Source organism: Kurthia gibsonii (assembly GCF_006539985.1).
Lineage (GTDB): Bacteria > Bacillota > Bacilli > Bacillales_A > Planococcaceae > Kurthia > Kurthia gibsonii.
Genome location: NZ_BJOB01000012.1, coordinates 19260 through 43291, shown reverse-complemented (window position 1 = coordinate 43291; position 24032 = coordinate 19260). Strand labels below are relative to the sequence as shown.

The 24032-nt window shown below is 36.2% G+C and carries 28 protein-coding genes, 1 pseudogene and 1 riboswitch; of the genes and pseudogenes, 21 read left to right on the top strand and 8 right to left on the bottom strand.

Going from position 1 to position 24032, the window contains the following annotated elements:
* Positions 1 to 39: 39 nt before the first annotated feature.
* Positions 40 to 1200: an aminotransferase class I/II-fold pyridoxal phosphate-dependent enzyme gene (locus tag KGI01_RS05805; RefSeq protein WP_141273923.1), complete on the bottom strand. Its 1161-nt coding sequence runs from the start codon at positions 1198 to 1200 to the stop codon at positions 40 to 42.
* Between the two features lie 163 nt (positions 1201 to 1363).
* Positions 1364 to 1476, top strand: a riboswitch (SAM riboswitch).
* 71 nt (positions 1477 to 1547) lie between these two features.
* On the opposite strand from KGI01_RS05805, the gene metA reads away from it, so the two are divergent.
* From metA to KGI01_RS05775, 6 genes are all read left to right on the top strand, one after another.
* Positions 1548 to 2456, top strand: a complete 909-nt coding sequence (metA, locus tag KGI01_RS05800) for a homoserine O-acetyltransferase MetA (protein ID WP_141273905.1) — start codon at positions 1548 to 1550, stop codon at positions 2454 to 2456.
* A 105-nt stretch (positions 2457 to 2561) separates the two neighbouring features.
* Positions 2562 to 4487 (top strand): elongation factor G, encoded by a 1926-nt coding sequence (locus KGI01_RS05795; protein ID WP_141273904.1) that lies wholly within the window; start codon positions 2562 to 2564, stop codon positions 4485 to 4487.
* Positions 4488 to 5225: 738 nt separating this feature from the next.
* The gene (locus KGI01_RS05790) at positions 5226 to 5780 is read left to right on the top strand and encodes a chromate transporter (RefSeq protein WP_068453764.1); all 555 of its coding nucleotides are present in this window, start codon (positions 5226 to 5228) and stop codon (positions 5778 to 5780) included.
* On the top strand, positions 5777 to 6304 hold the full coding sequence (locus tag KGI01_RS05785) for a chromate transporter (protein ID WP_141273903.1): 528 nt from the start codon (positions 5777 to 5779) through the stop codon (positions 6302 to 6304). Before KGI01_RS05790 ends, KGI01_RS05785 begins: the two co-directional genes overlap by 4 nt.
* 74 nt (positions 6305 to 6378) lie before the next feature.
* Entirely contained in the window at positions 6379 to 6789 is a 411-nt protein-coding gene (locus tag KGI01_RS05780) for a GNAT family N-acetyltransferase (RefSeq protein ID WP_121177920.1), read from the top strand.
* A 115-nt stretch (positions 6790 to 6904) separates the two neighbouring features.
* Complete coding sequence (locus KGI01_RS05775; protein ID WP_068453759.1) at positions 6905 to 7348, top strand: DUF5680 domain-containing protein; 444 nt, start codon at positions 6905 to 6907, stop codon at positions 7346 to 7348.
* On the opposite strand, the gene yeiL is transcribed toward KGI01_RS05775, so the two are convergent.
* Entirely contained in the window at positions 7337 to 8035 is a 699-nt protein-coding gene (gene yeiL / locus KGI01_RS05770; RefSeq protein WP_068453758.1) for a transcriptional regulator YeiL, read from the bottom strand. The two genes, KGI01_RS05775 and yeiL, sit on opposite strands and share 12 nt — an antisense overlap.
* A gap of 82 nt (positions 8036 to 8117) precedes the next feature.
* Between yeiL and KGI01_RS05765 the strand changes: the two genes are divergently transcribed.
* The 5 genes from KGI01_RS05765 to KGI01_RS05745 all read left to right on the top strand — a co-directional run bounded on the left by KGI01_RS05765 (position 8118) and on the right by KGI01_RS05745 (position 11536).
* Positions 8118 to 9275: an MFS transporter gene (locus tag KGI01_RS05765; RefSeq protein ID WP_141273902.1), complete on the top strand. Its 1158-nt coding sequence runs from the start codon at positions 8118 to 8120 to the stop codon at positions 9273 to 9275.
* A 12-nt stretch (positions 9276 to 9287) separates the two neighbouring features.
* Entirely contained in the window at positions 9288 to 9740 is a 453-nt protein-coding gene (locus KGI01_RS05760) for a membrane lipoprotein lipid attachment site-containing protein (RefSeq protein WP_141273901.1), read from the top strand.
* A 127-nt stretch (positions 9741 to 9867) separates the two neighbouring features.
* A complete protein-coding gene (locus KGI01_RS05755; protein WP_141273900.1) occupies positions 9868 to 10935 on the top strand; it encodes a YeeE/YedE family protein in 1068 nt (355 codons plus the stop codon).
* Positions 10936 to 10947: 12 nt separating this feature from the next.
* A complete protein-coding gene (locus KGI01_RS05750) occupies positions 10948 to 11172 on the top strand; it encodes a sulfurtransferase TusA family protein (RefSeq protein ID WP_068453749.1) in 225 nt (74 codons plus the stop codon).
* 70 nt (positions 11173 to 11242) lie between these two features.
* On the top strand, positions 11243 to 11536 hold the full coding sequence (locus KGI01_RS05745) for a hypothetical protein (protein WP_141273899.1): 294 nt from the start codon (positions 11243 to 11245) through the stop codon (positions 11534 to 11536).
* 153 nt (positions 11537 to 11689) lie between these two features.
* Here KGI01_RS05745 and KGI01_RS05740 read toward each other — a convergent pair whose 3' ends face one another.
* Positions 11690 to 12163, bottom strand: coding sequence for a YbaK/EbsC family protein (locus KGI01_RS05740; protein ID WP_141273898.1), 474 nt, complete (start codon positions 12161 to 12163; stop codon positions 11690 to 11692).
* A gap of 103 nt (positions 12164 to 12266) precedes the next feature.
* Here KGI01_RS05740 and KGI01_RS05735 point away from each other — a divergent pair, with 103 nt between their 5' ends.
* The 7 genes from KGI01_RS05735 to KGI01_RS05705 all read left to right on the top strand — a co-directional run bounded on the left by KGI01_RS05735 (position 12267) and on the right by KGI01_RS05705 (position 17804).
* Positions 12267 to 12467: a YwbE family protein gene (locus tag KGI01_RS05735; RefSeq protein ID WP_068453740.1), complete on the top strand. Its 201-nt coding sequence runs from the start codon at positions 12267 to 12269 to the stop codon at positions 12465 to 12467.
* A gap of 106 nt (positions 12468 to 12573) precedes the next feature.
* On the top strand, positions 12574 to 13230 hold the full coding sequence (locus KGI01_RS05730) for a hypothetical protein (protein WP_141273897.1): 657 nt from the start codon (positions 12574 to 12576) through the stop codon (positions 13228 to 13230).
* A 128-nt stretch (positions 13231 to 13358) separates the two neighbouring features.
* Positions 13359 to 14702: a hypothetical protein gene (locus KGI01_RS05725; protein ID WP_141273896.1), complete on the top strand. Its 1344-nt coding sequence runs from the start codon at positions 13359 to 13361 to the stop codon at positions 14700 to 14702.
* 248 nt (positions 14703 to 14950) lie between these two features.
* A complete protein-coding gene (locus tag KGI01_RS05720; RefSeq protein ID WP_141273895.1) occupies positions 14951 to 15400 on the top strand; it encodes a GNAT family N-acetyltransferase in 450 nt (149 codons plus the stop codon).
* A gap of 378 nt (positions 15401 to 15778) precedes the next feature.
* Positions 15779 to 16432: an acetate uptake transporter gene (locus KGI01_RS05715; RefSeq protein WP_141273894.1), complete on the top strand. Its 654-nt coding sequence runs from the start codon at positions 15779 to 15781 to the stop codon at positions 16430 to 16432.
* 126 nt (positions 16433 to 16558) lie between these two features.
* Complete coding sequence (locus tag KGI01_RS05710) at positions 16559 to 17119, top strand: DUF4309 domain-containing protein (protein WP_141273893.1); 561 nt, start codon at positions 16559 to 16561, stop codon at positions 17117 to 17119.
* Between the two features lie 70 nt (positions 17120 to 17189).
* Positions 17190 to 17804, top strand: coding sequence for an RraA family protein (locus KGI01_RS05705; RefSeq protein ID WP_141273892.1), 615 nt, complete (start codon positions 17190 to 17192; stop codon positions 17802 to 17804).
* Positions 17805 to 17907: 103 nt separating this feature from the next.
* On the opposite strand, the gene KGI01_RS05700 is transcribed toward KGI01_RS05705, so the two are convergent.
* Complete coding sequence (locus KGI01_RS05700; RefSeq protein ID WP_141273891.1) at positions 17908 to 18423, bottom strand: hypothetical protein; 516 nt, start codon at positions 18421 to 18423, stop codon at positions 17908 to 17910.
* A gap of 130 nt (positions 18424 to 18553) precedes the next feature.
* Between KGI01_RS05700 and KGI01_RS05695 the strand changes: the two genes are divergently transcribed.
* Entirely contained in the window at positions 18554 to 19108 is a 555-nt protein-coding gene (locus tag KGI01_RS05695; protein ID WP_068453725.1) for a DJ-1/PfpI family protein, read from the top strand.
* A gap of 160 nt (positions 19109 to 19268) precedes the next feature.
* Here KGI01_RS05695 and KGI01_RS05690 read toward each other — a convergent pair whose 3' ends face one another.
* From KGI01_RS05690 to KGI01_RS05675, 4 genes are read right to left on the bottom strand one after another with little or no spacing between them, the layout of a single operon-like run.
* Positions 19269 to 20033, bottom strand: coding sequence for an ABC transporter permease (locus tag KGI01_RS05690; protein WP_141273890.1), 765 nt, complete (start codon positions 20031 to 20033; stop codon positions 19269 to 19271).
* Entirely contained in the window at positions 20030 to 20926 is an 897-nt protein-coding gene (locus KGI01_RS05685) for an ABC transporter ATP-binding protein (protein WP_170214743.1), read from the bottom strand. The genes KGI01_RS05690 and KGI01_RS05685 overlap by 4 nt, the downstream gene beginning before the upstream one ends.
* Positions 20913 to 21125, bottom strand: coding sequence for a PLD nuclease N-terminal domain-containing protein (locus tag KGI01_RS05680; RefSeq protein WP_068453720.1), 213 nt, complete (start codon positions 21123 to 21125; stop codon positions 20913 to 20915). The genes KGI01_RS05685 and KGI01_RS05680 overlap by 14 nt, the downstream gene beginning before the upstream one ends.
* Positions 21125 to 22234 carry a helix-turn-helix domain-containing protein gene (locus KGI01_RS05675; protein WP_141273888.1) on the bottom strand — a complete coding sequence of 370 codons (1110 nt, stop codon included), beginning with the start codon at positions 22232 to 22234 and terminating at the stop codon, positions 21125 to 21127. Before KGI01_RS05675 ends, KGI01_RS05680 begins: the two co-directional genes overlap by 1 nt.
* A gap of 121 nt (positions 22235 to 22355) precedes the next feature.
* On the opposite strand from KGI01_RS05675, the gene KGI01_RS05670 reads away from it, so the two are divergent.
* The gene (locus KGI01_RS05670) at positions 22356 to 23327 is read left to right on the top strand and encodes a tetratricopeptide repeat protein (protein WP_141273887.1); all 972 of its coding nucleotides are present in this window, start codon (positions 22356 to 22358) and stop codon (positions 23325 to 23327) included.
* A pseudogene (locus KGI01_RS14050) lies at positions 23324 to 24025 on the top strand (copper homeostasis protein CutC). The gene KGI01_RS05670 and the pseudogene KGI01_RS14050 overlap by 4 nt, the downstream one beginning before the upstream one ends.
* Positions 24026 to 24032: the final 7 nt, after the last annotated feature.

Sequence of the window (24032 nt, the reverse complement as noted above, 5' to 3'; positions counted from 1 at the left end):
TCTGAATCCTTATTGATGAGGGGTTCAGACTTTTTCTATTTATAAAGTTGCGAGTCTTGTAACAGCTTCTTGTAACTGTTTTTCATCTTGAACGAGTGCGATGCGTACATGGTTTCTGCCCGATGCACCGAAGATTGAACCGGGTACGAATACAACGCCTGTTTGTTCAATGACATGGTGGACAAATTCTTTGTCATTCATTTGTTGTTGCGGATACTTTGCATAAACGAACATACCACCAGCAGATGGTGCGAGTTCCCAGCCAATTGCTTCAAGACCTTCTGATAGTACACGATGACGTGTTGAAAAAATGGTGCGCAGTTCATCTGTAATTGCTTCCGCATTGTCTAGTGCAACACATGCCGCATCTTGAATTGGGCGGAATGTACCATAATCAAGGTGTGATTTGAGTTCGCCTAATGTTTCAATGATGGAAGCGTTTCCAACGATATATGCAATACGAGCACCTGCAAGGCTAAAACTCTTAGAAAGTGAATTAATCTCGACACCCACTTCTTTTGCACCTAGTACCTCCAAAAAGCTAAGCGGCTTTGTACCTTCAAAATAGAATTCTGAATAGGCTGCATCGTGAATGACGATTAAGTTATGTTTTTTCGCAAAAGCAATCGCCTTTTCAAAGAATGCGACAGAAGGCATTGCTGGAACGGGATTCCCTGGGAGATTTAAGATGAGCATTTTTGCGCGAGCACAAATATCTTCTGGAATCACATCAAAATCAGGTAAAAACTGATGTTCAGCTGTTAATGGCATTGCATATGCTTCACATTTTGCGAGGTGAATACCTGCTGCATAAGCTACATAAGCAGGGTCCGTTGTTAAGACGATATCTCCTGGATTACAAAATGCGAGCGGTAAATGCACAAGTCCTTCCTGAGAGCCCATCGTTTGAATGATCTCTGTTTGTTGATCCAATTCCACGCCACTACGACGTTGATAATAGTTGGCAACTGCTTCATGGAATCGCTCCGTTCCACCAAGCGTATAGCCATAACTATCAGACTTTTCAGCTTGTTTTGCTAATTCTTCTCGCACAATTTGAGCAGGTGGTAAGTCAGGACTTCCCAAACTTAAATCAATAATTTTTGTGCCTGTTGCAGCTTTCTTTTTTGCAGCAGCTTTTAAAGTACCGAAAATGGCTTTCGGAAATTGATTCATTAATGTTGAACGATGCATCGTCATCATGTTGTGTCACTCCTTCAATTCGCGTGTTTCTTCTTTATTTTACCATATTGCATTTGACGAAAAACACTATTTACATTTTTTAACGAGAGATTTTATTGAATTATCAGAAATGTTTGCTATTAAAGGATAGTTCTGCTATGATAGTTAATAATTCAATATTGTCTTATCAAGAGAAGCCGAGGGAATGGCCCGATGACGCTTCAGCAACCTCTGTTTAAAACAGAAAGGTGCTAATTCCTACAGAAGCTCCATTATGCTTCTGATAGATAAGAGTCGGATACATATGTGTAGCCTCATTCTTATCAAAGAGTGAGGTTTTTTATATTTAAAGGGGGAGTTTCATCATGCCAATCAATATACCGAGTGGACTACCAGCAACTGAAATTTTAAAAGAGGAAAAGATTTTCATTATGGATGAAGTACGTTCGACAAGTCAGAATATTCGTCCGTTAAATATTTTAATTTTTAACTTAATGCCTGAAAAAGAAAAGACCGAATTACAATTACTGCGTCTTTTAGGAAATACACCACTTCAAGTAAATGTTACGTTTTTAAATACGGCGACACATGAATCGAAAAATGTTAGTAAAAATCATTTAGAGTCATTTTATACGACATTTGAACATATTAAACACCGCAAATTTGACGGTATGATTATTACAGGAGCGCCAATTGAATTATTTGAATTCCATGAAGTTGATTTTTGGGACGAGATGGTCGAGATTATGGAATGGACGAAAACAAATGTCACGTCTGTTCTGAATATTTGTTGGGGTGCACAAGCGGCACTTTACTATCATTATGGTATTGGAAAATATACATTACCATCAAAATGCTCAGGTGTATTCGATCACATCGTACATGATAGTACAGTTAAGTTAATTCGTGGATTTAATGATGTATATACAGCACCACATTCACGTAATACATCTGTTTCAACAGAAGCTATTTTAAACCATCCTGATTTAGAACTCGTGTCTGAATCAGACGAAGCAGGGGCATTTATTATCGTATCGCGTGATGAAAAACAAATTATGATTACAGGTCATTTAGAATATGATGCAGATACATTAAAGCAAGAATATGACCGTGATGTTGCAAAGGGTATCGAACCGCAAGTACCAAAACACTATTTCCCGAACGACGACCCAACGAAAAAACCGTTGAATCGTTGGCGTTCACACACGCATCTATTGTTCTCCAATTGGTTGAATTACTATGTGTACCAAGAAACACCGTATGAATGGGAATAAACAGCAAACCATCTTTTTTCGTGTATATTCGAAAGAAGATGGTTTTATTATTGGACATGATATAATTCATAATAGAGACGCTTTGATAAGAAATGAGGAAAGACAATGAAGAAAACAATTGGCATTTTAGCACATGTAGATGCAGGGAAGACTACCTTTTCAGAGCAATTACTTTTTCATACGAAAAGTATTCGCACCATTGGGCGTGTCGATCATCAAAATGCACATTTAGATTTGCATGAGATTGAACAACAGCGTGGCATTACCGTTTTTGCGGAACAGGCAACATTTACATATCGAGAAAATGATTATACGGTGATTGATACACCAGGACATGTCGACTTCGCGGCAGAGATGGAGCGTTCGATTATGGCACTGGATGGGGCAATTCTTCTATTAAATGGAACAGACGGTGTACAGGGACATACAGAAACAGTTTATCGTTTACTGAGAAAATACCGTATTCCTACACTGTTTTTCGCTAATAAAATGGATTTAATTAGTGCCAATGCAGCAAAAGTGACAGAAGAAATTCAACAACAATTAATGGAATATGCACTACCATTTCATGACTGGGCAACAGGAATAGAAGAATTTGCGGGACGAGATGAGCAATATTTAGAAGACTATTTAGAAGGAAGTTTATCCGAAAGCGAATGGCAAAAAAGGCTTTCGAAAGCTTTCATGGTACAAGAGTTTTCACCGATTTTATATGGCTCAGCATTAAAAGATGAAGGCATCGATTTTGCATTAGAAGTGCTAGATACATTGCTCCAGCCACAGCATAAATCGGGAGAGTTACAAGGAATGATTTATAAAATTCGTCATATTGAACAAAATCAACGTATGGCCTTTATAAAAATTCATCAAGGTTCGTTGAAAGTAAGAGATGATGTGCGCTGTGGTGGGACTTTGTTTAAAATCACACAAATTCGAAAATATCACGGTAAAAAATTTGAGGAATTACAACGAGCGGAAGCAGGTGATACGGTAGCGGTAATTGGTTTGAAAGAAGCAACAGTTGGTATGGGAGTAGGTGAATTTACGCCTTCTTATGAAATAGATTTGCGTCCAACCATGCGCACACAAATTGTTTATGAAGGCGCCTTACATCCGAAAGAGTTACTAGCATATTGTCGTCTGTTAGAAGCAGAAGATCCAGCACTTAGTGTGACGTGGCAAGAAGAAATACAGAAAATAACACTTCATATTATGGGGGAGATTCAATTAGAAGTGCTACAGCAAATTTTTGAAGAACGTTTTAGCGAGCAAATTGCATTTACAGAACCGACAATTATCTATAAAGAGACGATTCAACAGACGGTACGAGGATACGGCCATTTTGAACCGTTAAAGCATTATGCAGAAGTGCATTTACAAATCGAACCAAATGAACGTGGAGCTGGAATTGAAGTAACGAGTAAGTGCCACCCGAATGACTTAGCAATCGGACTGCAAAATATGATTCAGCAATCACTCATTGAAAAAAAGCATCGTGGTATTTTAACAGGTTCTGAAATCACTGATTTACGTGTAACGATTTTAACAGGACGTTCGCATCCGAAGCATACAGAAGGTGGTGATTTTAGAGAAGCGACATTACGTGCCTTGCGTCAAGGATTAGAACAAGCTGAAAATCAATTACTTGAACCGTATTATTCATTTTCATTGAAGGTGCATCATGAACTATTTGGACGCATTGTCACAGATGTAACGAATCGTCATGCACAACTAGATGAACCACAATTTATGGGTGAACAGGTATATATGACAGGTCGTGCACCAGTTGCAACGATGCGTAACTATCCAATTCAGTTTGCTGCTTCAACGAATGGTCGAGGTAATCTGCAACTCCGTGTCGATGGCTATGATGTGTGTCATAATGCAGAGGAAGTAATAGAGCAAATGGCGTATCAAAAAGATGCTGACCCTGAGTACAGTTCAAATTCAGTATTTTGTGCAAAGGGAAAAGGCTATTCCGTTCATTGGACAGAAGCCAAAGAAGCGATGCACTGTCCAATGAATGACTAAAAGAAGAGTATATTTGGAAAATTAAGCTAAATTCCGAATATACTCTTTTCTTGTTGTTTAAGCTTAATCATGTATATTTTAAGAAATCACTAGATAAATGTTTTATATCTCAAAAAAATAAATTTTACCTTCAATCAAAATGCAGATGGAAAGCCGATTAAATATACAGTAAAAGAAGTTACAGAACTGAAAGATTATGAAGTATCCGTCGACGTAGAGAATAAAGGGAATATTGTCATCAACAATCTGTTATTGAACGTATTGAAATCCCCGCTCATATCAGTAATTTACAACAGATTATAGAGCGAGAAATTGTCCCAAAAGAAAGAATGCTTAAAATGTATAAAACAGAAACAGTAGAAGAAATAAAGACGATTGTTATAACCTATTCGACGAAAATAGATGCAATGAAAGATATTCTTTACTTTCCAAATGGACACGAATGAACAGCATCATATCACCTCGAACGTCGTGTAATTTACCATGTCTGTTTAGCAGAATTCAGTCGTTTAATCCAAATGGATGCGTGGATATCCATTTAACTATAAATAAAATGTAGAGAAATCTATGAATAAATGATTAAATTTGTATAAAAATCAAGTTATTTTTTAAAACATTCAGTAAGAAGAACTTCATTTTTATTATAAACAACTAAAAGGAATTTTCTTTATTTTCAAAAAGAAGTATGTGTATTTCAAAAAAAAGGTATAATGGAAAGAAGTACATGGAGGTGTTTTTTTGCGACAACAAAAAGCCATTTTCATTTCTTTTTTTCGTTCAGGTGTACTAGGTTTTGGTGGAGGCCCTTCGGTTATACCTTTAATTGAAAGAGAAGTAGTGAAAAATTTTAAATTGATGGATTCAGATGAGTTTGCGAACACATTAGCGATTGCGAATACGTTACCAGGTCCAATTGCAACAAAAATGGCAGGGTATGTCGGTTACCGTGTAGCAGGTATTACAGGCATGCTCAATGCACTTGTAGCAGCGGTTATACCGACTGTAGTAGCTGTTATTCTGTTATTAGGTAGTTTACAAAAGTTTCAAGAAGTACCATTTGTTCAAGGTATGACAAAAGGTGTTATACTTGTCGTATCTGCGATGATGTTTAGCTTGATGGTTGATTTTTTGAAAAAATCTTACTATAAGCTAGGAATTCTAACGGGTTTAGTTTTATTAGCGATTAGTATCATTTTAATGGTTATTCTCAATCTACATCCAGGGATTGTTATTGTATCATTCCTTGTATTAGCGTTTGTTCTTCCAGTTCGTAAGGGAGGCAAAAGTACATGATTTATTGGCAATTATTCGTTGTATTCCTCTATACGAATTTGATTGGTTATGGAGGAGGTCCTGCAACGATTCCATTAATGGAAGAAGAAGTGGTGCAGCAACATCATTGGATGACGACAGAGGAGTTTAGTAATACAGTTGGTCTGGCGAATGCTCTACCAGGACCGATTGCAACAAAGATGGGAGGGTACATTGGATATGAGCAGGCAGGTATTATTGGAGCCATTATTTGCCTTTTTGCAACAATTATGCCATCATTAATTTTAATGATAGCTCTTTTAGGGCTACTAAATAAATTTAAAAAGTCACAACGTGTACAGCGACTTTCCACATATGTCTTACCAGCAATCGCTATTTTGATGGGGCAACTCGCATATAGTTTCTTAAAAACATCGATGGATTCCTCGGGTATTTGGTTATCCATCATATTAGTCGCAATTTGTTATATTTTGATTGATATCGTAAAAATAAATGTTATTTTTTTAATCGTTTTGAGTCTTATATTAGGTGGTTTTTTCTTATAAAAGGAGGTATAAGACAGTGGATAAATTACGTAAGCATTCTTCACACTAAATTACATTTAGGAGGAGAATAAAATATGAAAGTAACTTTTTCAAAACAAAAACAATTTTCAAAAGAACAATTAGCAGAACTATATAACGATGTCGGTTGGTTTGCTTATACGCAAGATTTACCACAACTACAACAAGCCATTGAACAATCCCTTTATGTTGTAGGCGCTTATAAAGGGGAAGAATTGGTTGGTTTAGTTCGTGTTGTCGGTGATGGTTTAACAATCATCTATGTCCAAGATATTTTGGTAAAGGAAGCTGAACAAAATCAAGGAATTGCCTCGCACTTATTAGAGGATGTATTACACACATTTGCTTCTGTACGACAAAAAGTATTGTTAACGGAAGAAGCACCAGACGTTCGTCACTTCTATGAAAAGCACGGTTTTACATCTTGTGATCAAGGCGAAACAGTCGCTTTTGCAAAATTCACATAAACGAAAAAACACTTTGGAATCATTTCCAAGGTGTTTTTTTAGTTCAAATAGAAGGAATTCGATTATGAAACAGTGAAAAGGGAATAAGAAGAAAAAGTGTAAAGTAGGTGAAGAGGTGGGAGATTTAAAAGCATTTATTTGGAAAGTGAAAAAATCGATTTATGCAGAGAATGCAGATCACTATGTACAAGGTGGATTACGCCATACAACATTCAAAGATGGTTTCTATCACTTTGAAAATCAAGAAATTGGCCATCGCTACTATTCTGGGCATGAGGTCATTTATAAAAAAGATGAACCTATTTGGACAATGGTTTATTCGGGTGGCATTTTAAATGATGATATAGGTGAGAAGCGACTATTATCTTTTTTACGCCGTGCCCTTGTAGAAGAGGAAAGGACCAATATATTACGTGGTCCGAGCTTCTACCAAGAGGAACATCTACTTTATTTGAATGAATTTTACGGTGGTATTGATCGATTTTCCGGACGTGAATATATCCGTTTTGGCACACATATTATTTATGAACTTCACTATAGCGGTGGTTTACTCGACTAAGTCAAGTAAACTCACATCAAGATGGTGCGTGACAGTCGCCATCTTTTGTAATGCAGTCACATCTTCAATGATATAAGTGCGACCTTGTTTCGATAACTTTTTCTGTTTAATGAAATGTGCAAAAACATGGAGTAAATGGCGATAAGAGACACCGAGATATTCACATACTTCGGTGTGCTTTTCTTTGTAAATACCTTCATGAGAAGAGATTAAAATAAATTCCGCAAGTCGATTTTCAAGTGGGAAGGAGAGCCCCTGTGCAAAGCGAGATGAGTGCATCGTAGCTTTTCGACTTAAATAGGCGCAAAGAAGGCGCAAGAAATGTGCATCTTGTAGTAAGAGAGATTTCACTTGTTGAATGGAAATCGCAAAACACTGTAAATCCGTTAATGCTTGTACTCCTTTTGAATAAGTGGCATCTTGTAACAATTCGAGTTCACCGATAAAAGCACCTGTTGTAATAAAGTTGAGTAATGCGACTTTACCATTCGGCTGCGTTGTGAAAATTTTTGCGCGCCCTTCTAATACATAATAAAGATAATCAGGGGTATCGCCTTCATGAATAATCATGTCACCACGCTGAAATGTTTGAACAGATAAAAAAGGTTCGATTGGAAAAGAAAATAGTGTATGGATAGGATGTATCTGTAATACCTGTTTTATGTCGTCTGTTTGTAAATTTTGCATCATTTACCACCTTAAATATGAGATATCTCACATTATTGTAGAGAAATACGTGCTAAACTGCAATAAGAAATGGAGTGAAAACATGAGAGAACAAAAGTGGATGGCACAACATTATTTTATCTTCTTCTTATCATGGGGGATTTTTCTACCGTATTGGACAGGGTATCTCGTACATGAAAAAGATGTAGCGATTGAATTAGCAAGTATGATGATGAGTGCAGGGTTAATATTGCGCGGGATTTCGACGATGTTCATCTTTCCGGCGATGGCAAACCGCTTTAGTCAAAGTACAGTACTGACAATTTTTATTTACGGCTCATTTTTAACGAGCGTATTATTTATTTTTACAAGTGATACAACGCTATTATTTATTTTAACGTGTTTACTAAGCTTCTTCTTACCAGCGATTATGCCAGGTTTGGATAGTACCGCAGGTATTTTAGTGCAAAAATATAATATTCATTATGGACGTAGTCGTTCATATGGTTCACTCGGTTTTATTGTATCGGTTATTATCGTGAGCCTTGTGTCTGCTCTTTACGGCGATCAATCGATGTTATGGCTTATGATAGCCTATACACTACTACTCGTGGCAGTCAATCTACAACGTGTACCAGAAGCATTAAAAGAAAAGCCAAATAAAAAAGTGAATAATGTTAGTTTTAAAACGATTTTTAAAACACGCCATTTCGTTTTTATTTTAATTTTAGTTACATTAATCCAAGGTTCACATGCAGCCTATTATAATTATGGCTATTTATACTTAGAGCATTTAGAAGTACCCAAGTATTTGATTGGTATCGTGATTAATGTCGGTGTTGGATTTGAAATCTTCTTATTTGCGATTGCCGACCGCGTATTTTCAAAGTGGAGTCCTGCTAAATTACTCGTCTTAGCATCTATTGGTGCCTCACTGCGCTGGTTACTTGCCTTTGCTGTACCAAATGCATGGATATTTACTGCGTCACAAAGTTTACACGCTTTATCGTTTGCAGTCTCACATTTTGCCTTTATAATGTATTTAGCAAAAGAACTGGAATATACACAGATTACAAAAGCACAAGGAATCTATTCCGCTTTTGCATTAAGTTGGGGAACAGCGATTCTAACGGTTATTAGCGGTTATTTCTATAATACCCAACCGAATTTTGCATTCGCTGCTATGTTTGTTTTCACATTACCAGCACTCGTTGGTTCACTTTATTTATATAAGAAGACGAAAGCAACCGAAAACATGTAAAGGAGTAAGAATTTGAAGAAATATATCATATTATTTTTTGCTGTATTACTGCTTGCAGGATGTAATATACAAGGGAAAATTGCGAATGATCCGCCGACTGTTAAAATAGAAGCAGACGGTAAAAGTTATGATACGATTCTTGGGACGTTTTGTTGGAACGGTAAGTGTGAGGATCATGCAGGGCCTGTTGAATTAATGAAAGACAAAGTGACATTACAAGTGAAGGCGGGCGAAAAGCTTCAATTGAAGCAGAGTACGACGAATCTTCCTACAACTTCTTTTTTAACAGAACTTAATTCCATTGAACAAGGAAAAGATTTACCGTTAACAGAAGATGGGACGTTTACAGCGCCGACACAACCAGGAACATATTACTATGGTTATACGGCTTCTTGGCGTGATGAAAAGAAAGATGTATCAATTGGCGATGCACAGTATGCCTTCGCTTTAAAAGTATTACCATAAGAAAAAATCTCGAAATCAATTTGATTTCGGGATTTTTTTACTTTATTTAAAAATAAAGGTTGAAATATTCAGAAAAATAGATTATATTAATCCTACAGGAATACTAGGTTAAAGAAGGAGTGAGAAAATGATTCAAATGGTAGGAACAGGGTTACTATGTGGCGCACTACTTGGTTTCGTCTTACAAAGAGGGCGCTTTTGTTTAACAGGTGGTTTTCGAGATTTATATTTAACGAAAAACACACGTATGTTTAATGCTTTATTACTTGCGATTGCGATTCAAGCAGTCGGTGTCTATGCACTTATTCACTTTGATTTATTAGTATATGAAGCAGGAACGTATTCATTCGTAGCTGTAGCACTTGGCTCATTTATTTTTGGAATTGGCATTATTCTAGCAGGAGGTTGTGCAACAGGTACATGGTATCGCGCAGCGGAAGGATTAGTCGGTAGTTGGATTGCACTAATTTTTTATATGTTAACGAGTGCCATGATGAAGACAGGAGCATTCAAACCAATTCATGACGCTCTTCAAAGTATGCAAGTACGTGATAATTCGATTGCACGTACATTCGGTGTCAATGTGTGGGTACTTATTATCTTTTTCATCGGTGTTGTGGCACTCATTCTTGTAAAAGAAGCACGCAAACCGAAGATTTTTATTCCACAACTAAAGCCGAAAAAAACAGGTATCGCGCATCTTTTATTTGAGAAGCGCTGGTCAACTTATGTGACAGCTTCCTTAATCGGTGTGATTGCGATTTTAGCATGGGTATTCAGTGAAGCAAGTGGTCGCATGTCGGGTTTAGGTATTACAACACCATCTGCCAATATCGTACAATATGCTGTAACAGGTGATGTACAGTATATTAACTGGGGTGTTTTCTTAGTACTTGGTTTATTGATTGGTTCATATATCGCCGCAAAAGGAAGTGGCGAGTTCCGTTTACGCGTACCCGATCCTAAAACCATTGTTTCTAGCCTATGTGGCGGTGTATTAATGGGGTTCGGTGCAAGCTTAGCAGGCGGTTGTACAATTGGAAACGGTCTTGTACAAACAGCGATGTTCTCATGGCAAGGTTGGATTTCACTTGGTTTCATTATTCTAGGAGTTTGGACAGCGACTTATTTCGTATTCGTTCGTCCAACAATTAAAAAAACAGCGCAACAACCAACTGTTGCACAAACAAATTAGGAGGAATTTTACATGGTAAAAGTATTAGAAACAGCAGGGCAAGTTTGTCCATTTCCATTAGTAGAAGCGAAGGCAGCACTTGAAACATTAACATCTGGTGAGGAGTTAGAAATTCGCTTCGATTGTACACAGGGAACGGATTCGATTCCACGCTGGGCAGCAGAAGAAGGGCATACTGTAACGAATTTTGAACAAGTGGGCGATGCGGCTTGGACGATTACCGTACAAAAGAAATAGCCACTTGTTTACAGAATACATTTCCTATGGCATCATACTAATGACTCTATAAATAAAAAGGTTGATGACAATGGAACAAAAATTCAAAGTGAATCAAATGCTGACGAATCGTCAAACAGGTCACGTCGAAAAAATTTATGCGACCACACCAGACGGTCAACCATTTGACTTACTCGAAATTAGTATTTTAACGCATTATGAAGTGATTACATTAGAAGCGTTAGAAGAAAAGTTACAACAAGCAGGCATCACATATGAATTAGTGCCTGTTGGTCGCACATATCTTCTAACTGTCGCAACAAAAGAAGATGCAAAACGCTTCATTGAACAAATCGCACCGCTTTATAATGAAGTACTACAATAAAAAAAGAGGAATTTCGTCAAATACATGATGAAATTCCTCTTTTTTACTTTTTAAAATACTATGCTTGTGCATGCAATATGAGAATTTCATATGCTGTTACTTTAACATTTTAAAGCATTGTCAATCATTTAAAAATCTTCATTTAGACATATCCTATGTACGCCAATTTTTACATACGTCCATCCATTCAATACTTTGTGCATAGCGTTCTAATTCTGGAATCGTTAATTCGATGGCGGAATTACTACTACCACAAGCTGGGAATACCGTCGTGAATCGTTTAAGTGACTCATCTAAATAGACGCGTACTCCTTCATTAATACCGAATGGACAAACCCCACCAATCGCATGACCAATCGTTTTTTCTACTTCTTCTGGTTTTAGCATGCGTGGCTTTAACTGAAAAGTTGCTTTAAATTTAGCATTATCAATTTTCGTATCACCAGCCGCTACAATTAGAATCGGCTGTTCTACCCCGTTAAATGATAAAGTTTTCGCAATACGCTCAGGCTCACAACCAAGTGCTTGCGCTGCTTCCTGTACAGTTGCCGTACTTGCATCAAATTTTTGAATCTGCTCTACTAAATCAAATTGTTCAAAGTATTGTTGTGCTCGTTCGAGTGACATCTCTTACTCCTCCTTTGTTATTTGCATGATATAATGATAACGTAATCAATTGAGAAAACCGACGCAATTGTTTGAATATTTCATTTATTGAGGAGAGATTAGAATGGACGGACGTAAGAGAAGTACGATTCATAAAGGATTGGCAGTGGCGATTGTCTTAAAACAAGATCAGCGCACAGGAAAAGAAACAGTGGGTGTTGTCAAAGATATTTTGACGAATAGCCCATCACATCCGCATGGTATTAAAGTGCGCTTAGAAGACGGTCAAGTAGGCAGAGTGTGTAGAATTCTTGACAATGCATAGATTTTTAGACACCATTCTCCATTTATGAATTGCCCAAACAAATCTTGGTTGGTACTATAGAATAGTATGAATATTTGTATAGAGATGAATAGGTAGGGAAATGCACATGAGAATTTTAAATTTCATCATTATTTATGTCGTTGTACTAGCACTTGGTATGGGTGCAATTGCACTAGGTGTACCACAAACGGCAGCACTTTGGTTCTTCACCATTGCCGCAATCGTGTTAGTAATCGGCTACATGTATGCGATGACATCAACGAAGAACACAAAGTTAACATTATTTGCGATTAAGTTTCAAAAGCGTTCGCCAATGTTTGCATATGTCTTTGCGGTTAAAGACGGTACATTAGAAGACGAACTAGAAGCGATTGAGTTAGTGAAAAAGAAAGTGAAAAATCCTGAAACCGTTTATGACTATGAATTTTTAGGTTATATTCGCCAAAAGGATTTAGTAAATGCGTACGAAATCATTAAAAAGATGAAATCGAGTCCACGTAAACGTTTAAATATCGCAATTTACGAAGCAGAAGCTGGTAAATATGGTATGGCGCGTAGTCACGATTTAGACTTCATCTGGATGGAAGATTATATCGAAGCATATGTCGCAAACCTTCAAGGTAATAAAGAACGTTATGAAGAATATATGCAAAAGGCGATTGAAGGCACAAAAGGTTTACAACGCCTAACAAATGAAGCCATCTACGCACGTGATCTACGTGAATGGGACGCGGCACATCAAAAGAAGAAAAAGAAAAAATAATGAAGGAGCTGTGTACGCAGCTTCTTTTTGTATGTAAATAAGTAAAAATGCATAGTCTAATATTCCTGAAAAGATGGTGATAAAATTCTTTTTTTGTTATAATTTATAAAGTCGAAAGGGGTATGTGTATGAAAAAAGGAATTCAATATTTAATTGCTTTGACGATGTTATTCGCAACATATGCAAGTTTCACAGATACATCTGTATTTAAAGAAGCAGAAGTTCAAGCAAAAACATCTGATTATGTACCATCTCGTATGGAATATTATTGGAATACGAAAGATAAACGCTCTAATGTAAGTGCTTTTAACAAAGAATATAATGCTACAGGTGCAGAATGTGTTGTTACAGTGGACTTAAAAGGAAATAAAGGTAAAAGTGATTTTAAGAACAGTTATAAAAAATCTAAAAAGTTTAAAGGTACTTCAACTACAGGTACAGGTACAGATGTATGTACTTATGTACAAAAGCAAGAGTATATTACTGTTGGATATTCTAAAGCTAACGGTATGGTAGAAATGTATGATGGACAAAATCGTATTTCGATTTATACACAAGGGCAAAAACGTATTTACACTACTGATATTTTTGATAAAAAACTTTTAGCTAAATATCGTAAATTAGGTTATATTAAGCCTAATTCTAATCAGTTAAAAACAATTATGACTATTAATGTTAAAAACCCTAAGATTGCTAAAAATAAAGCATATAAGAAAATGAAAGACTACAAACGTACACCAAGCATTTCACCTAAAAATGTTGTAATTAACAATATTAATTCAAACGATGGTGTAGATAGCATGACAATCAAAGGTCTTAAAAAAGGTACTAAATTAAGTATTTACAATACAAAAGGACAATTAATGCGTGTAGTATCACCATCTAGTTCATCATATGTAGTAAAAATGAAGCAAAATGAAGATATTACAAATTATTTTGAATCAAGTTATGGTGAAAAAGCAAATCAAATCATCTTATCTCGAACAGAACCAAATGGTGTAGAATCTTACCGTATTCGATATGCGATTCCTAAAGAAAAAGCAAGTCAAAGTACACCTTATCAAGAACATTCACAAATTAAAGAAGGAAGTTCAGTATTAGCTACTATTTTCTTAACTAATGATAAGAAGTATGGTATGGAATCGGAAATAAGTTTTTATTCTATGACAGGAAATCAACCTGCAAAATATCGAATTAAACAAGGGAATCAAGTTGTTTATGAAATCGACGTAACCAAAAAAGACTTACAATCAGAAAAGTATAAAAATGATTATGTAGTAGTTCGTAAAGTTTTAGACGATGAATTTATTGGAATTCAAAAAGTATTAAAACCTATTTCTTTAGCATATGCTAAAAGTTTAACAATTACAGCACAAGTTGCAGGTAAAAAAGAAAGCTTCCCTATATCATTTTATTTCCCAAAAGGCGATGAAAGTTTAGAGAATGCACACTACACAGAGTTTTTTGAATAAAATAAATATCATTCTGAAGGAGCTGTGTACGCAGCTTCTTTTTTTATATAGAATGAAAAAATCTTTTATTTATGGATAAAATTTCAATTTTTTTCTAGAATTATTACCTTAGCGAACTAATTTATGCAAAACTGATTGTATGCAGATGTGTCTAAAAAGACTACAATATAGTTAAGAATTTAAATATTTAGGGGATGGAAGAAAAAACTTAAGTATTTAAAGGCTATTTATGATAGGAGTGAGATAATATGCAACTATTCGAAGTACCTGTAGGAGCGAGAGAAAAGTTTTTGAATTTATTAATCCTTGCAGATGAGGATGAAACAGTCGTTAGAGAATATATGAATGAAGGTAGACTATTCGAAATCACAGAAAAGATGGAGAGAGTCGGGGTTATTCAAACAATTGAATGCGACGGTTATTCCGAAGTGAAGAATATTGCCATAACTCCAGAGCGTCAAGGTCAGGGGATTGGAAAAAAAGCTTTACGCTTCGTTGAAAAGATTTTATACGACGATGGAGCTCAGATCATGAAAGTTGGGACAGCAAATTCATCTATTAGCAATATCGCTTTTTATCAAAAGGCAGGTTATCGCCTAGATTCAATTCAGCATGATTTCTTTTCAAATTATAAAGAACCGATTTTTGAAAATGGAATTCAAGCGATTGATTTATTATACTTCTCAAAAGAATTATAAGAATTTACAAAATAGTATGATGTAGCTTGACGAACGAAAACACCTTCTTGTGAAGACACAAGGGTGTTTTTTTTATGTGGTCAAAAGAACTACGATTGTATTGCAAGCCGATAGAAAAGCATGTATGTGTCTGGAAATATCAAAAAAATAGCCTAAAAAATATACAATTTCTTTCTTGTACTATAACAAAAGTGATTGTATCAATACAATAAAACATGAATTTTCTCTTTTAAATTATTATTTTCTGTTTTAAGCATCTTTTTTGCTTATTAAATCAATTCTTTTACTTATTTATGAAAATATTGGTTCTTTTTTGATGTAAACGGTTATATTTTACTTGTAACAGAAAATAACGTACATAAAGTAGGGGGAATAAACATGAAACAGGTTCAAGATATTCGAGTAACAGCAGCAGATCCATCTGGTATCGGTCTATTTGGTTTAGCGATTGTCACATTGGTGGCGTCAACGCAGAAGCTGGAATGGACAGAGGGATTAGGCTTTGTTCTCCCATGGGCAATCTTTTTAGGGGGTTTTGCACAATTATATGCTTCAATGATTGATGCAAAATTAGGAAATACATTTGGCGCAACAGCATTTGGTGCATATGGCTTCTTCTGGTTAGCTGTAGGCGGTGGCTGGTTAATTCAAGCAGGCGTGTTAGGCGAAACACTTGCTTCTCAATTAGATGTACACCAACTCGGTGTTGTATATTTAGGCTATTTAGCATTTACAATTTTCATGACAATTGGTGCATTAGAAACAAACAAAGTGTTATTCTTAATTTTCTTCTTAATCAATTTCTTATTCTTAGGTCTCGGTTTAAGTTCACTAGGTATTTTAGAAACTTCAATGCACAACATGGCAGCGATTTCTGAATTATTAATTGGGATATTAAGTATTTACGGTGCAGGTGTGAATGTTTTAAACCGTCACTTTGGTTTTGAATTCTTACCATTAGGCAAACCATTCAACATTATCGGTCGCCGTCGTGAAAAAGCAAAAGCTTCAGACATGGCAACACACTCATAATAGTAAAAGGGAGTCGATTCGTGAATCGGCTTCTTTTTACGTTTAAATAAGTTAAAATAAAACAAATATTTACATAATAAACCATTTTATATATACTATATAAGTAAAATAAAAAGGAGGATTTTTATGAAAAAAATAATTATGTATGCCATGATTATGTGTATGACGTTTGTTTTGTTTACACCACAAGGAATAGCAGTGAGTAATACGAAAGCAACAAAAGAGCTTCAACAAATTAAAAAGTATGCAAAAAAGGGTGAAACACCGCGTTCAAAAGGTTTAAAAGCACATAGTACATATGCGGCGATTGTAAAAAAATTAGGCAAAAAGAAAAAAGAAGAAGCATCTTATTATTACGAAGTGAAACAGTATAAGTTTTCAAATGGTGTTCGCTTTGAGTTCCAAGGAAAGCCAAAGAAAAACTCAACACAATGGATTATCGATCAAAAGAAAAAAACATATTCTGTTGGTAGTGATTTAACGAATAAACCGTTAACGTATAAACAAATTAAAAAAGTATTTGGTAAAACAACTGATTTTACATATTCGGGACGTACATACGAACATACGATTAGTTATAAGATGGGTAAATATCGCATTTACTTCACTACAAAGCCAGGTAATGACCAAGGTTATAAAAAGAAATTAACAGATTCAACTCAATTTATTCGCTATCAAGTTCAATAATTGTGTGGTGTAAGTAGGTTTATTTGGTATATACTAACAATAGGGTCAGCTTCAAAAGGAGCAAATTAACATGACAACACAAACACAAAAAACATACTATCCAACGACAGCGATTAGCGACGGACAACATGGTGAAGGGTTCGTTGCGGGTGGCATTCGCCCAATTCGTGAAGATTTCACGTTATTCGGTCGTGCATTAACGGTTCAATTACCTGTTGGAGAAAACGGGGCAGTATTAGAAGCGATTGCACAGGCAGAGCGCGGCGATGTACTCGTTGTCGATGCGAGAGGCGATTTGAATCGTGCGATTGCAGGTGATTTCGTGATGAGTATGATGAAAGCAGTAGGCATTGCGGGACTGGTTATTGATGGTGTCATTCGTGATATCGAAGCAGCGCGCGCATTAGACTTCCCTGTGTTTTGTAAGGGAACGACAGCTGTCGCAGGTGTAAAAAATGGTGGCGGACGTGTACAAGTACCTGTCGCAATTGGAGAAGTCGCAGTAGAGCCAGGTGATTATATTTTTGGTGATGCAGATGGTGTCATCGTCGTGCCGCAGTCAAACATTGATAAAGTGTTAGAGCGTACGCAAGCGAAAATCCAAAGTGATGCAGAACGAGAAGAATCTGTATTACAAACGGAAGAGACTGTACGTGCGTACTTAGCGAAAGTTACAAGTAAGTAGTAGTTGAAGAGAAGAATCGTGTAAACGATTCTTTTTTATATAGATCTAGAGATAGAGTTAACTTGATTAGAAGTGTATTGTAAACCTATGCTTTGAACGTCATTTAGTTATGTTCGTAATATGTATCGTATAGTGGCTTAAATGCTTTTTTTAACATTTGTATATTTTCTGTATTATTTGAAATGATATCGATTACATCAGCGTTTACATACAACAAAAAATCATCAGAATAGAATACTATATATGATTCAGGATTTCCTTTTTTAATAGAGGAACAGTAATGATATACATCTGTACAATTTAGTTTTTTTAGTTTCGTTAAAATAACTCGAACGCCTGGAGTATGGTATAGATTTTCGGTGATTTCTTGCCAATTTTTTAATTGAATGACTTTTCCAATTCCTGTTTTAACATATATATTTTTATTTTGAAAAATATAACCAGAAATAAAAATTGTTTGTATAGATTTAGTTTTGAATATTTTTTCTAAAATAGATTTCAAGTTTTTTAATGTGAGTTGATCTAAAATGAATCTTATTCTTTTATGATGATTCGTTTGAAAATAAGGCGTTTCTTTATTGGGTGTAAAGTCAATGTTAAATCTTTTTAGTTCAACCATTAATAGAATCTCCAATCTGTTTATAATCTTAATTATGAAATTCATTTGTAAAATAATCAATAAAATAAAGGATTTTCCTTTTATAGCTCGAATATGAAAAGTGTACGACTAATCAAAGGAGTGGATTTAGATGTCGAAAAAAGTGTTAATCATTGCAGGAGACGCAGTAGAGGCTTTAGAAGTGTACTATCCATATTATCGTTGTTTAGAACAAGGATATGACGTGACGATTGCAGCGCCAAGCGTGAAAAAGATTCAAACAGTGATTCATGATTTCATTGATGGCATGGACACATATGTTGAAAAAACAGGCTATGGTTTAGAGGCAAATGCAGCTTTCGAAGATGTAAATCCAGATGAATTTGATGGTTTAATCATTCCTGGCGGGAGAGCGCCTGAATATTTACGTTTGAATGACCATGTAGCGAAGATTGTCCGTCATTTCTTTGAAGCAGACAAACCAGTTGCGGCTGTCTGTCACGCGGCACAAATTTTTGCGGTGATTCCAGATGTTATTAAGGGACGTGAGCTAACAGCTTATATCGCTTGTAAACCAGAAGTACAGGCAGCAGGTGCAACATATGTTGAAGAACATCTGCATACAGAAGGAAATCTTGTATCAGGACATGCATGGCCTGATTTACCAGGATTAATGAAAGGCTTCATTCAATTACTTGAAAAATAAATAATTCTAATGAGAAACGGCAACAAATGCTGTTTCTCATTTTTTGTAGAGATAGTGTGATAACGCTTCACTTAAAGCCATACTTCAAAATTATGTGGGGATGCACTTCGCTGTATATAAAAATCGCGTGTAAGATGAAAAACATCGTACACGCGATTTTTTAAATTCCTTTTCGATTAAAGAGAACAATAGCAAGCAGGTGGCAGGCGATTATACAAATAGTTGTTGTAATCAGAACACCTGTATAGTCGGACCAGACGTATTCACCGTGGAGTACTAAATTATTTTCAGAGATGAGACGAATGAATGATAGATCTTTTAATTTCTCGAATAGTGAAATAATAAAAAGAACGATGAGAATGCCAACCGCAAATAATAATGTGCCAAAGAATGAGCGGAATAAGACATTACCTAAAATTAAGACAGAAGCGACGAAAATACCGAACAGCCAGAGTAAAAAGACAGATAAGAATAAATGCTGAACATCTTCTTTCGGCCAGTAATAGATTGTATAAGCATAGACAACTAATACGGATAATACGTAAATTACTGTCCACATGATCATAGAGAATAATGATTTGACGAGGATGACAGATGTACGTGACAGTCCTTTCGTTAATGGAATCACGAGTGTACCATGTTGGCGCTCATTTGATAAGCTCGCACCGAAGATTAAGACGAAAACGAATAAGCCAATTTGTGAAAAGTTTTTAAAGAATTGTTGCCACGAATCGAATGCTGTCGGTGTCGGGAACGAGTCTGCTACATCTTTTGGTAAGAAGTTCCCTAAAATTTCAGGCATGAATTTTGCAGTGAGAGGACTAGAAAAGGCAAGAATGAAAAAGACGGTTGCTAGAATGAGCAGTCTATAGTTACGGAAGAAGTCTATCCATTCTTTCTTAAAAAGTGCCGATACTTGATTCATGATTGAATCACCTCCAAAAAGACATCTTCAAGTGTCGATTGTTCAATCTCAATGGATTGAATGGCAATCTGTTGCTGAATACATTGTTCGAAAATCTGTTGTTGTGTTTCGAGTAAATTCGCCGATGGAATCGTGAATGTTGTACCGCTCTGTGTTGCATTCGTTAAAAGCGGCTTTAGTTTTTCAGCGTCAGCCATTTGCTGTACGACAACGCGTAAAATCGGTTTTTGATGTTGTTTTAAAATATCCGATACTTTACCGCTCAATTGAAATGTACCATTGTGTAAAAAAGCGACGCGGTCACAAATTTTCTCGGCATCACTTAAAATATGCGTTGAAAAAATAACGGTGGTTTCATGTTTAATCCTTTGCAAAATCTCAATCATTTCGCGGCGACCTACAGGATCAAGTGCGGAAGTTGGTTCATCACAGATCAGTACTTTCGGTTGATGAATAAGTGCCTGTGCAATACCAAGACGTTGCTTCATACCGCGTGAAAACCCGCCAATACGCTTACGATTGAAGGGAAGACCCACTAAAGCTAAATATCTTTTTGCTCGTTCCACGCGTACTTTTTTATCTAATCCTGTAACTTCACCACAAAATAGTAAATATTCATAGGCTGTCATATACGGGTAGAATGAAGGAACGTCGGGTAAGTAACCGACATGTTGATTCGTCGGTGTGTTACCAAAGCGTACAGATTCGCCTAGAATTCGCACATCTCCCTGATCGGCTTTTAATAACCCCAGCATAATCTTCATTAAGGTTGTTTTACCTGCACCATTTTGTCCAAGTAATCCAAAAATTTGACCTTCTTCTATTTTAATTGAGATATCATTTAAAACAGTATGTGTACCAAACTTTTTATGAATATGATCAATATGAATCATCACGTTCACCTCTTCCAAATAAGAAATAAACAATTGGTCCAATAATCTGGATGAATAATACGATGAGAATCCACATGATGCGGTTACCAAAGCGATAATGTGGATGGCGAATAACATGAACGAGTGCAACAATCGCGAGCGTCCATTCTAAAATAATAAGTGGAATTAGAATCGGTAATAGCTCTCTGACTTGATCCATTATGCATTCACTCCTAACATATGTGTTAAATTACTTACTAGCACTTGATAACGTGCATCTTGTTTTAATGGCTCAAACATCGGGTTTTTTTCAACAATATCTAGCAGACTTTGACGTAGAGAGGCTTCATCGCGTGGCATTGTCTGACCTAAATCAAGCTCGCGTAATAGCCATTCATCTACTTTATTAAAGTAATCGTCTCCATGTAATGTAATCGGGAAAGGTGTTTGTTCAATTACATGTAAGTAGCGCTGTAAAGCTTCAAATGCTGCGTCCATTCTCCCTTGAATGGTATAACCTTGAGCCGCGCCAATATACATAGAAATACATGAGTTGATATGAAGCGTATCAAGTTGGAATAAACGAATTAAGCCAAAGCCGCGTTCAACCGTTTCTTGAAAACGTTCTTCATCTTGTAATTGCATTTGTAAATAATTTGAGAGAATAAAGACATTACTCACGATTTTTTGAAATAATGAAATTTGATATGTTTCTTCTGCTTTGTCACCTTGTTGAAGCTGTAAATAAGCACTTGCAAGCACTAAATCATTCCCCGCATAGGCTTCTACTTCCTCGCCAAAGAGTGCAATGACTTGTTGTGGTTCATTTTTAATGAGTGCAATTTGCGCTTGTAATGAACGACAAAGTTGTAACAGACGTAGGTCGCTTGATTGTTGTTGAATGCGAATACAGAGTGATTCAGCTAATGATAAAATTTCTTTCGTGCGTTCCCCTGCTAATTGGGTATAATTAAGTAGTAAGACAGAAATTTGCATTAATAAAGGGAAGCAAGCATAGTATTCTTTAATAATGTTTTGAATTTCAGCATATACCTCATCAAATGGTTTTTGTTGAAAATCATTGGCTAGGCGCATATATAATTGTTGGATGTGTTCTTTTGACATTTGCGGTTCATAACCGAGTAAGTCATCAATCGAACAATTAAAATACGTAGCGAGTTTTGGGAGTACCGACAAATCAGGATAACTCTGATTCGTTTCCCACTTTGAAACAGCTGCAGTTGATACACCCACATAATGTGCGACATCTTGTTGGGTTTTGTGTTCTTTTTTTCGTAGCATTACTAAGCGATTTGATAAATCAAACATATGATCAGCTCCTTTACATAAAGTATAAAACTAAAAAAGGGGAAAATCGAACGACTTATATTTATATTTGATTAAAAAAATCAACTATTAGTTGAATAATAGAGAAGGAGTGACGAATTACGTGTCACTGACGGAACAACTAAGAGAAGCTGGGCATCCAGAATTAGCTCAGTATTATGAAGAAAAAAATAAACAAGCGATGATTGCATATATGCGTCAATTTGATGTGGTCGCATATCATACATTGTCACTATTACTTGCGCAATTAGAAGCTGTAACAGAGACAACGAATGAGACAGAAAAGATTTTTTGGCAAGATCTAGACATTGCCATTGAAGAATTTTTAATAGCGGAAAAGGAGACGGATTTTCCATATGTTATAGAAGAATCTCTCGTTACTACTTATGCGCAGGCGATTGCTGGAAATTCAGAAGCGATGATGCAGGTGGCTAAGTACTATCAAGACCAAGAATTATATGAAGCTGCGTATGATTGGTATGAGATTGGTATGCAATTAGAAGTAGGGGAAGCTTACTATTGGCATGGGAATTATGCCTTTTTAGGTCGTGTTATTGAACACGACCTAAAAGTAACGTATGAAGCTTATTTACGCGCTTCACAGCTTGGTTATCCAGATGCTGTAAATAATTTAGCAGACATGTATTTACGTGGTGAATATGTGGAACAAGACGACGCAAAAGCGGCAAAAATTTTTAAAGAAGCTGCCAAATTAGGTGTGAAGGAGTCCATGTACACACTTGGCTATTTATATCATCATGGGAGAGGTGTTCCGAAAGATGAAGAACTCTCGGCTTATTGGTATCACCAATCTGCAATACATGGTGATGTTTTTGCGATTAATAAACTAGGGCACGAGGCATTCGCAGAAGATGATGGGGAACGTGCACTTAGTTGGTATCAAAAAGCAGCAGATTTGCAAGATCCTTATGGCGAGTATAACGTCGGTTTTTGCTATGAATCGGGTATAGGTACACCAATTGATTTAAAAAAAGCGAAAATATGGTATCAAAGAGCCGCATTACATGGTGATGAAGAAGCGAAAAAGCGTTTAAAAGAACTCGCGAAAGGATGAAGAATGTGCTAGAAGTGATTGTGACAACCGTAGAAGATGCAATTATTGCAGAAGCAGGAGGGGCTGACTGTCTAGAGCTGTGTATTTCCATGGAAGAAGGGGGCATTACACCCAGTCTAGGCAAGATTAAAAATGTGATTAGTGCAGTAAGTATTCCTGTACATGTGATGTTACGACCACATAGTAATAGCTATCATTATACCGTCGAAGATTTTTCAGTTATGTTAGACGATTTACGTGTCATCCAATTATTTGGTGCGCGCGGTGTCGTACTTGGCGGATTAACGAAAGAAAACTTCATCGATAACATTCTATTATAAGATTTACTGCCCCACTGCGAAGGACTCAATGTGACGTTTCACCGTGCATTTGATGAAGTGGAAGATCAAATTGAAGCGTTACACCAACTAAAGAAATACCCGCAAATTAAGCAAATCTTAACTTCAGGTGGTCCAGGGACAGCGCTTGATAATCTAATACAAATAGAGGCATTACTTTATGAAACATCGCATGAACGAATGCATATTTTAGCAGCTTCAGGAATTGACCCAACGAATGTAGCACAATTACTTGAAATTGGTGTAACGAATATTCATGTAGGCTCGGGCATACGTTTTGGGAAAAGTTTTCATCAGCCAATTAATATCGAAATGATTCGTAAAATAAATTCTGCCTGGTACATATATTGCATTTGGTAATGACCAA